The 11,052-nt window shown below is 69.3% G+C and carries 7 protein-coding genes; 5 read left to right on the forward strand and 2 right to left on the reverse strand.

Annotated elements, in window-relative coordinates:
* Positions 1 to 515: 515 nt before the first annotated feature.
* Positions 516 to 3,320: a helix-turn-helix transcriptional regulator gene (locus tag PS467_RS15425; protein WP_311035759.1), complete on the forward strand. Its 2,805-nt coding sequence runs from the start codon at positions 516 to 518 to the stop codon at positions 3,318 to 3,320.
* 39 nt (positions 3,321 to 3,359) lie between these two features.
* Positions 3,360 to 5,018: a flavin monoamine oxidase family protein gene (locus tag PS467_RS15430; RefSeq protein ID WP_311035760.1), complete on the forward strand. Its 1,659-nt coding sequence runs from the start codon at positions 3,360 to 3,362 to the stop codon at positions 5,016 to 5,018.
* 63 nt (positions 5,019 to 5,081) lie between these two features.
* Here the strand turns inward: PS467_RS15430 and PS467_RS15435 are convergent, their stop codons facing one another.
* Both PS467_RS15435 and PS467_RS15440 read right to left on the reverse strand, forming a co-directional pair.
* On the reverse strand, positions 5,082 to 6,491 hold the full coding sequence (locus tag PS467_RS15435) for a class I adenylate-forming enzyme family protein (protein WP_268972085.1): 1,410 nt from the start codon (positions 6,489 to 6,491) through the stop codon (positions 5,082 to 5,084).
* 53 nt (positions 6,492 to 6,544) lie between these two features.
* The gene (locus PS467_RS15440) at positions 6,545 to 7,156 is read right to left on the reverse strand and encodes a thioesterase II family protein (RefSeq protein ID WP_311035761.1); all 612 of its coding nucleotides are present in this window, start codon (positions 7,154 to 7,156) and stop codon (positions 6,545 to 6,547) included.
* A 376-nt stretch (positions 7,157 to 7,532) separates the two neighbouring features.
* On the opposite strand from PS467_RS15440, the gene PS467_RS15445 reads away from it, so the two are divergent.
* From PS467_RS15445 to PS467_RS15455, 3 genes are read left to right on the forward strand one after another with little or no spacing between them, the layout of a single operon-like run.
* The gene (locus tag PS467_RS15445; protein WP_268972087.1) at positions 7,533 to 8,534 is read left to right on the forward strand and encodes an ABC transporter ATP-binding protein; all 1,002 of its coding nucleotides are present in this window, start codon (positions 7,533 to 7,535) and stop codon (positions 8,532 to 8,534) included.
* A complete protein-coding gene (locus tag PS467_RS15450) occupies positions 8,531 to 9,973 on the forward strand; it encodes an ABC transporter permease (protein WP_311035762.1) in 1,443 nt (480 codons plus the stop codon). Before PS467_RS15445 ends, PS467_RS15450 begins: the two co-directional genes overlap by 4 nt.
* Positions 9,974 to 10,007: 34 nt before the next feature.
* The gene (locus PS467_RS15455) at positions 10,008 to 10,946 is read left to right on the forward strand and encodes an ACP S-malonyltransferase (protein WP_311035763.1); all 939 of its coding nucleotides are present in this window, start codon (positions 10,008 to 10,010) and stop codon (positions 10,944 to 10,946) included.
* Positions 10,947 to 11,052 lie beyond the last annotated feature (106 nt).

Here is an 11,052-nt window from a genome sequence, read left to right on the forward strand (position 1 = left end):
ATCGACCGTCAACCACCGGCCACTGAACAGCGGAAACGCACACGACGAGACGTCAGAGGCGAACTCGGAGTTCAAGACTTTCCGAGTCTTTTGCGCAACTTTCACATCCAGCAGGGCCGATGCCCCCCGGCTCCACCCCGCTCACCAGCGACGGAGCCCGATCCGACCCGTCACGCGGGGCTTCACAACTCGCTTACCACACCGTGACCTCAGTCGAACAAATTCACCCGTGACACAACGGTCATCTTTTCGCATCAACGGCACTGCTAGAGTTCGCAATCACCTCATACCCGAGATCCAGGGCTGGCACACACCAGCCGCGTCGGGAGAGGCCGAGAACACGCGACGTAACACAGAGCAGCCATGCCGCCGCACAGGGTGCTACAGGAGGGAACAAGAGCACCAATGGCCGGCAAGGTATTTTCGTCCGGGGGGACGGTGCGTTACCAGGTGTGCCATGCACGGTGATTCGCTTCCCCTCGCTCACGAGTAATTTCGGGGAAGGTGCTTCGTACGTGTTGGTGGAGCGCGATCAGGAGATGGCCCGGCTCAGTCGGCTCCTCTTCGAGGACGCCCGGCCAGGAAGCCGACTGGCCGTCATCAGCGGTGCCATGACATCGGGGAAAACCGCGCTTCTGCATGCCGTGGCGGATACCGCGAGTGCGCGAGGCGTCCGGGTGCTGCCCGCCGTCGCCTCCACCTCGGAACAGGACTTCCCCTACGCCGTGCTCGATCAGCTCTACCAGAGCATGCCGGCGCACCTTCGGCACGCCCGGCCGCGGCCGGGTCTCGACGTGCCCCCGAACCCCTACGGCCCGGACCAGGCCGACCTCCCGCTCCTCCAGGGGTTCCACCGCACACTCGACGAACTGACCGCTGACGCCCCGCTGCTGATCGCGATCGACGACGTCCAGTTCGCCGATCTGCCGTCACTGCGCTGTCTGGCGTACGGCATCCGCCGATGTCGCTCCGAGGCGCTGTCCGTCGTGGTGAGCCGCGGGTCACTGACCGGGCCCACCGCCCCGGCACTGGATGAGGTGCTGCACGAGCCGAAGGTCTGCCATGTGCGGCTCGCCCCGCTCACTGTCGCCGGCGTCACCACCCTGCTGACCGAGGAGTTGGGCGCCGAGGAGGCCGAGCGCCACGCCGCCGCGTTCCACGACATGACGGGCGGCAACCTCCTGCTGCTGCGCGGACTCCTGGACGACCGGTTCTCCCGCCTCGCCCGGGGCCCTGTGCACACCGCGCCGGGCTCCCCGGTGGCCGGAGAGTTGTTCCGGCAGGCGGCGCTGTCCTGCGTGTACCGCGGCGGTCCGGCCCACCGCCGGGTGGCCCATGCCATCGCGCTGCTGGGTGACGCGGTGTCCGTTCCCCTGCTGAGCAAGCTGATCGAGGTCGAGGAGCGGCAGGTCCGGCGGTCCGTGGCGACGCTCACCGAGGTCGGGATCCTGCACGACGCGCAGTTCCGCAGCGACGCGGTGCGCACCGTGCTCCTGGAGGATCTGGAGATGGACGAGCTCGGCCCGCTGCACCACCGAGCGGCCCGGCTGCTGTACGAGGAGGGCGCCGACCCCATCGACGTGGCCCGCCATCTGCTCAGCCACGAGGCGGCCGAGCCGGTCGAGGAGTGGATTCCGCAGGCGCTGCGGGACGCCGCCGAGCAGGCGATCGCCGCCGACCGCAGGGAACTGGCGATGAACTGCCTGCAGATGGCCGACCGGTGCAGCACCGATGAGCGCGAGGCGCTCGTCCTCCAGGCGACCATGGTCCAGGCCATGTGGCCGTTCAACCCGCTGTCCCAGATGCGGCGGCTCCAGTCGCTGGCCGGCCCGGCCGGCAGCGGACAGCTGCCGACGCGGCACACCCTCGCTGTGATCATCGGGCTGCTCGGGTTCGGCCGGATGGGCGAGGCGGCAGCCGCCCTCGAGCAGGTCAGCCGGGCCGCGGCCGGGAGCCCGAGCCCCGAACTCGACACGGGTCTGCGGACCATCGGACTGACGCTCGCCACCACCTACCCCGACCACCCCGAACTGCGGCCCTTCCTGCACCGGGGAGAGCCCGTCGGCCGGTGGGACGACGACGCGCCGTCGCCGGACCGGACCCCCGAGTCCCCCCAGCTCACCGCGCTCGGGGCGCTGTGGACGGTGCTGAGCCGGGGCGTCGACGAGGACACCGTACGGGCCGCGGAGCGGGTGCTGGAGACCGTCCGGCTCTCCGACCGGACGATGCTGACGGTGCACGCCGCGCTCCAGACGCTGGTGTACGCGGACCGCCACGCCACCGCCACCACCTGGTGCGACCGGCTGATCGAGGAGACGTCCAAGCGCGGCGCCAAGGCGCTGCTGGCCTACTTCTGCGTGCTGCGGGCCCAGATCGCGCTGCGCGTGGGACGGCTCCAGGACACCGTCCGGTTCGCGGAGCGGGCGCTGGCGGAGCTTCCGGCGCGCGGCTGGGGGGTCACCGTCGGCATGCCGCTGGGGATGCTGGTCAACGCGCACACCGCGATGGGCAACCATGACGCGGCGGCCGAACTGCTGGCCCGCCCGGTGCCGGAGGAGATGTACCGGAACCGCTACGGGCTGCACTACCTCTACGCGCGTGCCCGGCATCAGCTGGCCACCGGCCGTCATCACGCGGCCCTCACCGACTTCCGCGCCTGTGGCGAGAAGATGGCCGCCTGGGACCTGGATTCGCCCGCCACCCTCGCCTGGCGGCTCGGCGCCGCCGAGACCTGGCTGGCCCTGGGCGGGCAGGAGCGGGCGGCGCGGCTGGCGGAGGAACAGCTGGAGCTGGCCGGGGAGTCCTCCTCCCCCACCCGTGGCGCCGCGCTGCGGATCCTGGCCGCCACCCGGCCGTTGAACGAGCGGACCGCGCTGCTTCAGCAGGCGGTGGGGGTGCTTCAGGCGAGCGGCGGCTGGTACGAGATGGCGCGGGCGCTGGCGGATCTGGCGGAGACGCACAAACAGCTCGGCGATCTGGACACCAGCCGGCTGATGACCCGCCGGGCCCTGCGGCTCGCGGACAGCTGCGGCGCCGAGGAATTGTCCCGTTCGCTCCAGCGCACCCCGGCACGCTCGGCCCTGTCGGAGGCGGCCCGTACCGGTGAGGACACCGCCGCGTTCTCCGAACTCTCGGACGCCGAGAGCCGGGTCGCCGCGCTGGCGGCCTCCGGCTACACCAACCGGGAGATCGCCGCTAAGCTCTACATAACGATCTCCACGGTGGAGCAACACTTGACCCGCGTCTACCGGAAGATCAACATCAGCCAGCGCCGAGAACTGCCCGCGAGCCTGGATTTCGATGTCGCTTACACCGCCTGATATCCCCGCGATGCCGCTCGGCCCCAAGAGGTTGATGCCATGACGTGTGCGACCACGTCCGCCACGACGATGCTCGTGCCGGATTTTCCCTTTTCCTACGACAGATGGCTGAGCCATCCCGCCGGTCTCGGCACCCTGCCGAGTGCGGCGCACGGGACGGAAGTCGCGGTCATAGGTGGCGGTATGTCCGGACTGACCGCCGCATATGAGCTTCTGAAACTCGGGCTTCGCCCCGTTCTCTACGAAGCGGAGCAACTGGGTGGCCGGATGCGCTCCACACCCTTCCCGGGGAATCCGGAATACAAGGCGGAGATGGGCGCCATGCGCTTTCCCCTTTCCGCCCGGTCACTGTTCCACTACATCGATCTGCTGGGCCTGCCCACCCGTCCCTTTCCCAATCCGCTGGCACCGGCCACTCCCAGTACGCTCATCGACCTGAACGGCGGCCAGGACCGGGCGCGCACCGCCGGCGAGCTTCCCGAGGTCTACCAGGAGGTCGCCGCCGCGTGGGACAAGGCGCTCCAGGAGCGCGCCGACCTGGCCACCCTGCGGGACGCCATCCAGCGGCGGGACGTCGCCACCCTCAAGACCGTATGGAACTCGCTGGTCAGGGAGTTCGACGACCAGTCCTTCTACGGTTTCCTGGCCACCTCCTCCACCTTCCAGTCGTTCCGCCACCGGGAGATCTTCGGCCAGGTCGGCTTCGGCACCGGCGGCTGGGACACCGACTTCCCCAACTCGATGCTGGAGATCCTGCGCGTCGTGGTCACCGAGGCCGACGACAACCATGTGAGCATCGTCGGCGGGTCCTCGCAGGTGCCGAACGGGCTGTGGGAGCACCGGCCGGAGACCCTCGCGCACTGGCCGGCGGGCACCTCGCTGGCCTCGCTGCACGGCGGCCGGCCCAGACCCGCGGTCACCCGGCTGCGGCGGACCGCCGACGGCATACGGGTGGCGGACGAGAGCGGCGAGGAGCGCGAGTTCCCCACGGTGGTCTTCACCCCGCATGTGTGGACGCTGCTGAACCGGATCGACTGTGATCCGGCGCTGCTGTCCACCCCGCTGTGGACGGCGGTGGAACGCACCCACTACATGGGCGCGTCCAAGCTGTTCGTCCTGGTCGACCGGCCGTTCTGGCGGGACGCCGACCCGGCGGCCGGCCACGACGTGATGAGCATGACGCTCACCGACCGGATGCCGCGCGGGACCTATCTGTTCGACAACGGGCCCGACCGGCCCGGGGTGATGTGCCTGTCGTACACCTGGAACGACGACTCGCTGAAGGTCGCGACGCTCTCGGCCGAGGAGCGGCTGGAGACGCTGCTGACCAAGCTGGGCGCGATCTATCCGGACGTGGACATCCGGTCGCACATCATCGGCGGGCCGCTGACCGTCACCTGGGAGACCGAGCCCCGTTTCATGGGGGCCTTCAAGAACAATCTGCCCGGCCACTACCGCTATCAGCGGCGGCTGTTCACCCAGTTCATGCAGGGTGGAATGGATGCGCGGCAGCGCGGCTTCTTCCTGTGCGGGGACGACGTCTCCTGGACGGCGGGGTTCGCCGAGGGAGCGGTGACCACGGCGCTGAACGCGGTGTGGGGGGTGCTCCATCACCTCGGCGGCACCACGCATCCGGACAATCCGGGCCCCGGTGATCTCTTCGACGCCTTCGCTCCGCTGGAGCTCCCGTACGACTGACGGCCCCGGCCACCGGCCCAGGGGGAGCCGTCGCCGCAGGTCACCGGCTCCCCCTTCGTCACCTCAGCCCCGGGCGATCTGCTCGAGCCGGCGCTTGTCCGGCTTGCCGTTGCGGTTGAGCGGGAAGTTCTCCAGCACCTCGACGCGGTTGGGCTGTTCGTAGACCGGGAGCACCTGGCACAGCCGCTCACGCCAGTACTTGGCGTCCCGCAACTGGTCGTCCTCCACGAAGAAGACCAGCTGGGTGTCGCCGGCGCGGCGCTCATCGGGCAGCGGCACGATCCGCGTGGAGATCTCCGCGAGGGCCGCCTTCCGCTCGATCAGCTCCGGGTGGAGCGTGTAGCCGGAGCGGTGCACCGCGAACTTCCGCCCCAGGACGAAGAGATTGTCGTGTTCGTCGAGGTAGCCGAGGTCGCCGGTGGACTGCCAGCCGGTGGGTATGGCGTCGATGGTGCCGTCCTCGGCGAGATGGCCCTCGAGCGCGTCCGGGGTGTCGACCTCGATCTCACCGGCCTGGCCGGGGGCGACCGGATGGCCGTCCTCGTCGACGACGCGCAGTTTGATGCCGTCCATGGCCCGGCCGCAGGAGACCGGGTTCTCCAGGGTGGCGAAGGCGATGTTGCCCAGTTCGGTGCTGCCGTAGCTGTCCAGCAGCGGCAGTCCGAACTCGGCGACATAGCGGTCGGAGAGGGCGCCGTCGAGCGGCGCCGCGCCCGAGCAGAACATCCGGACCTGCTCCAGCCGCGCCCGCAGCGACGGTTTGCGGCCGACCAGGTTGAGCATGGTGCGGTAGCTCGACGGGGTGGCGTCGATCACCGTGGCGCCGGTGCGTCCGGCCATCTGCACCGCCCGGTCCAGGCGCTTGTACGGGGCGATCACCAGTGAGCAGCGGGTGAGCCAGGCGATGAGCACCATGGACAGCCCGTACTGGTGGGCGAAGGGCAGCAGCGGCAGCAGCACATCGTCCGGCCGGTGTCCCACCTGGGCGGCGTTGCGCTCCAGGTTGGTGAGGAACTTGCGGCCGGACTTGACGGCACCCTTGGGCTCGCCGGTGGAGCCGGAGGTCCACATGATCAGGCCGTCGGGCCGGTCGGCCCAGGCGTCGAAGGACAGTTCGCGGGTGGTGAGCGGGCGTCCGGCAGCCGGGGCGATCAGCTCATAGAGGCTGACCGCACGGATGTCGGCGTGGATCGGGGCGTCGTCGTCGACGAAGGCGATCCCGGCACCGGTGCGCCGGGCGATCCGCCGGGTCTCGTCCGGGTGCTCCTGCTGGTCGACCAGGACGATGGAGGCTCCCACGTGCATGAGCGCGAACAGCACGCTGACGTAGGCGGCGGAGTTGCCCGCCTTGAAGACGACACGGTCGCCGTGGGCCACCCCGTGCTCGCGGATCACATCGGCGACGCGCAGCGCGTCCAGCTCGAAGTCGGCCAGGGTGTGCACCGAGTCGGGCGCGTAGATCTTCGCGGTCATCGAACGTACTCTTTCCTTTCCGCTGACGAGTACGGGAAGCCCCGGGCCGGCCCCTAGGCTCCCTTGTCCTCGGCGCCGGTCTCCCACTCGGCGTCGACGGAGACTTGTGAGAGCAACTGGTCGTGCACCAGGTTGACGACCTCTCTCCGGCTCGAGTCGAGGTAGCCACGGGAGCCGGGAAACACCTCGAGGTCGAATCGTCCGCTCGTACGCCGCCGCCAGGCCCGTACGCCGCGCAGCGGGGTCTTGGGGTCGCCCTCACCGGCGAGGGCGACGATCCGGCAGCCGAGCACCGGGGGCCCCAGGGACCTCCCCCAGTGCGCGGTCCGGCCGGATACGAACAGGGTGAGCAGCGCCGTTCCGGTCTCCCGTTCCAGGCGCTCGGCGACGCGGTAGGCGAGGTCGGCGCCGGCCCGGTGGCCGAAGAACGCGAGCGGGCGGTCCATCCACTCCGCCAGCGCGCCGAAGATCCGGTCCGCCAGCTCCGGGGAGTCGGCCAACCGCTCCTCGTCGCCGTCCTCGACGCCGATGTGCAGCGGGTACTGGATCGCCAGCACCTCCACCGTGGGCAGCAGCAGCTCGGACAGGGAGAGGTAGTACGCGGTGGAGTGGGCGGATTCAGGGAAACAGATCAGCCGGAAACTGCTTGCGGTTTCTGTTTGCAATATCCGAATAAGGCCCACATCATCGGGCTTGATCTGGCTCAAGGAGTACATCCCCGCGATTGCACTGAGGGGCCGGGCACGAGTGCATGGTGGGGCGCGTCGACCACGCTCGTCCGAGATGCTGACTCCGTGAGGTTACGAGCGCCTTCTCCGGCGCCACAACCCCTAGTGACCGCTATTCGGAGGTACGCCTTATATGCGGGTACCGCGTCATCCCGGTGTGACACGGGCCGCCGGAGGTGCCCCCTAAAGCCCCCTCACCCGTGCCACCACCCCCTAACCTGCGAGCAGCCACGGGCCCAGAGTCAAGCAGTCGTGTTAAACATGAGGAAAGAATGTTCTCCTCCTGCCAATTAAATTCGGTGCGACGACAGCGATGAACCCAACACGTCCCATTGATTTCGCCGTCGTTGTCGACGGCTTGGTCAAGAAGTACCCAGGCCGGCCCGTTCCGGCTGTCGACAATCTCAGCTTCACCGTGAAGCACGGTGAGGTCTTCGGCTTCCTCGGCCCCAACGGAGCGGGCAAGACCACCACCATCGGCATCCTGACCACCCGGGTCGCCCCCAGTGGCGGACGCGCCTTCGTGCAGGGTGTCGATGTGATAGCCAGGCCGGCGGTGGCCCGCCAGTCCTTCGCCGTCGTGCCGCAGCGCAACAACCTCGACCGATCGCTGACGATCCGTCAGAACCTGCTGTTCCACGCCGGCTACCACGGGCTCTCCCGCTCGGAGCGGAACCGGCTGGCGGACGAGAGCCTGGAGTGGCTCGGCCTCAGCGACCACGCCAAGGCTCGGGCGGACGAGGTCTCCGGCGGCCAGGCGCAGCGCGTGATGATCGCGCGGGCACTGATGCACCGTCCCCGGGTGCTGTTCCTCGACGAGCCGGCCACCGGCCTGGACCCGCAGTCGCAGATCTTCGTGCGCGACCGGGTGGCCGAGCTGAAGACCCGTGGCGTGACGGTGGTGATCACCACCCACGACATGGAGGAGGCATCCAGGCTGTGTGACCGGATCGGCATCGTCGATCACGGCAAGCTGCTCGCCCTGGACACCCCCGAGGCGCTGACCGGCAGGATGAGCAACACCGCCCTGACCGTCACGGTGCGGCCGCCGTACAGCGGAATGAACGGCGTGGTCCACATGGTGCAGAGCCTCGGTGTCGCCGAGCGGGTCGAGGTGCTCCAGCAGGAGGAGGGCACACCCGACGGCGACGGCACCTTCCGGATGAAGGTCTACAGCAACGCGCCGTCCTCCGTACTCCTGCCCACCGTCATCAAGGCCCTGTCCGACACCGGCTGTGAAATCAAGGACCTGAATGTGAGCAAGGCGAGTCTGGAAGACGTGTTCGTCGAGCTGACGGGGAAGGAGATGCGGTGAGCACCTCCGCACGCCCCCCGTCCTCGACGGGCGAGACCACCGGCGCCAAGGCCACGGAGGAGAAGCCCGCGAGCAGCGCCACGCCGTCCGCGAGCCAGGGCGGCGGCCAGGCCCCCTCCGGCGACAAGCCGGCCGAGCGCAAGGTCCCCGACCCCAGGACCCCTGCCCCCGCCGCGCCGGCTCGGGACAAGGGCGACGACGACAGGGCCGCCGAGATCAAGGCCGCCGAGGACGACGGCTTCGAGGACACCCGGACCGTGCTCGTCCGGTCCAAGTCGCCGAACGCCGCGCCCGCCGCCGAGGAACGGGCCGAGGAGCGGAAGGCCCCCGCGGCCCCGCCGGTCAAGCAGCCCACGTCGCACGAGACCAGGCACCACGAGCCCAAGCCGCTCGACACCCGCCCCCATGAGCACAGGCACCACCAGCCGACGGGGTCCGGGACCACGCACGGCGACATCGGCGACACCCTGACGCTGGTCATCAAGCCCCAGCCGGCCCCGTCGGCCTCCCAGGCCGCGCAGGACGCCAAGGCCGCGCTGAACGCCATCATCGCGGCGGCCGAAGCCCGTTCGCCCCTCGTGGAGCCCGAGCCGGAGCGCGGACTCGAACTCGAACTGCCCGACGGAAAGCGCCGCGGCGGACGCCACCGGCGCCGCGCCAGCCGGTGGCGGACGTTCTTCTTCATCCTGTGGCGGGACATCTTCGTCACCGGCCGCGAGATGGGCCCCTTCCTGGGGCAGGTCATCGTGGAACCGTTCTTCATGCTGTTCGTCTTCGGCAAGGTGCTCGGCGAGATCGGCATGACCCAGCCCGGTTTCCAGCAGGTGCTGCTGCCCGGTGTGGTGGCGCTGAACAGCTTCCTGGTCGCCCTGCAGAACACCGCGTTGCCCCTGGCCATCGACTTCTCCTGGACCAAGGAGATCGAGGACCGATTGCTCTCGCCGCTGCCGGTCGGCCTGGTGGCGGTGGAGAAGGCCATCTTCGGAGCGATGCGCGGGGTGATCGGCGCCCTGGTCATGATCCCGATCGGTCTGTGGCTGCTGGACGACGTCTCCTGGCCGCTGTCCAAGATGCCGGAGACCTTGGGCATCCTCGCCCTCGGCGGACTGGTCGGCGCCGCGGTCGGGCTCACCCTCGGCACCCTGACGCCCGCCCGCCACATCTCCATCGTCTTCGCCATGACGCTCACCCCGATCATGTTCACCGGGGCCACGCAGTTCCCGTGGCGGAGCCTGGAGGGCGTCCGCTGGTTCCAGATCCTGTGCTCCGTCAACCCGCTGACCTACGTCACCGAGGCGATGCGCGGGCTGCTGCTGCCCTCCGGCCCCGGAATCCCGGAGTCGATCCCGCTGTGGATCTGCGGATGCGCCATCGGGGCGTCCATCCTGATCTACGGGTTCATCGGTATCCGGGGCTTCAACCGCCGGGCGCAGGACTGAGCGACGGCAGGTCCAGAGAGTAAGGCACCACACCATGACGGCATCCGAGCAGACGAAGACAGCCATCGTGTTCCCGGGCATGGGACCCTCCAGCTTCTCCGAGGTGGGCAGGTTCCTGACGCTCGACCCGTTCGCCCGCAAGCGGCTCGCCGAGGCCGACGACGCGCTCGGCTACTCGGTCTTCGACCGGCTCCGCGACTCCGAGGACGACTACTCCGAGGCCACCCAGATCGCCTTCCTGGTGAACTCGATGGCCTCGGCGGACCGGGCGGAGCAGGAACACGGCCTGGTCCCGGACCTGTGCGTGGGACCCAGCTTCGGGCAGAAGGCGGCGGCGGCCTACGTCAGCTCGCTGCCGTTTCCCGAGGTGGTGCGGCTCACCGCGGAACTGGCCCGCTGTGAACACGCCTACTTCACCGAGGAGTACCAGGACGCGGTCACCCACACCTTCGTCCGCACCCCGCAGGAGAAGCTGACGGAGATCCTCGCCGAGTTCGATGAACGCGGTGAGTGGTACGACTACTCCGGCTACCTCGACGACGGCTTCTTCATGGTCTCGCTGCGCGAGAAGGAGCTGGAGGGGTTCAAGAAGGCGATCAGCCAGGCCGGCGGCTACTCCATGTACACCATGGTCCCGGCGGTGCACGCGCCCGCGTTCGCGGAGCTGCGGCGCCGGGCCGCCGAGGAGATCCTGCCGAGGTACGACCTCAAGGACCCCAAGCTGCCCGTGGTCACCGACCAGGACGGCACGATCGTGACCTCGGCCGACGAGCTGCGCACCATGCTGCTGGACACCTTCGACCTGCCGATCCACTGGCCCAAGGTCGTGGACACGCTGAAGGACGCCGGGGTGTCGAAGATGTACATCACCGGGCCGGACAACCTCTTCCACCGGCTGGACCGCACCAAGTCCAACTTCGAGGTGGTGACGGTGGGTCCGGGCAAGCGCTCGCGCCCCGCCCGGAAACGCTGATCGCCCCTCCGCGGCACTCGGCCCCTCTCGCCCCGTCGATCGTGTGATCGGCGGGGCGATGTGCTGCGCGGCGGCTGGTCCGGGCCGGCTCCGCGAGAGCCACTGC

Origin of the sequence: Streptomyces luomodiensis (assembly GCF_031679605.1) — a bacterium.
GTDB classification, from domain to species: Bacteria; Actinomycetota; Actinomycetes; order Streptomycetales; family Streptomycetaceae; genus Streptomyces; species Streptomyces luomodiensis.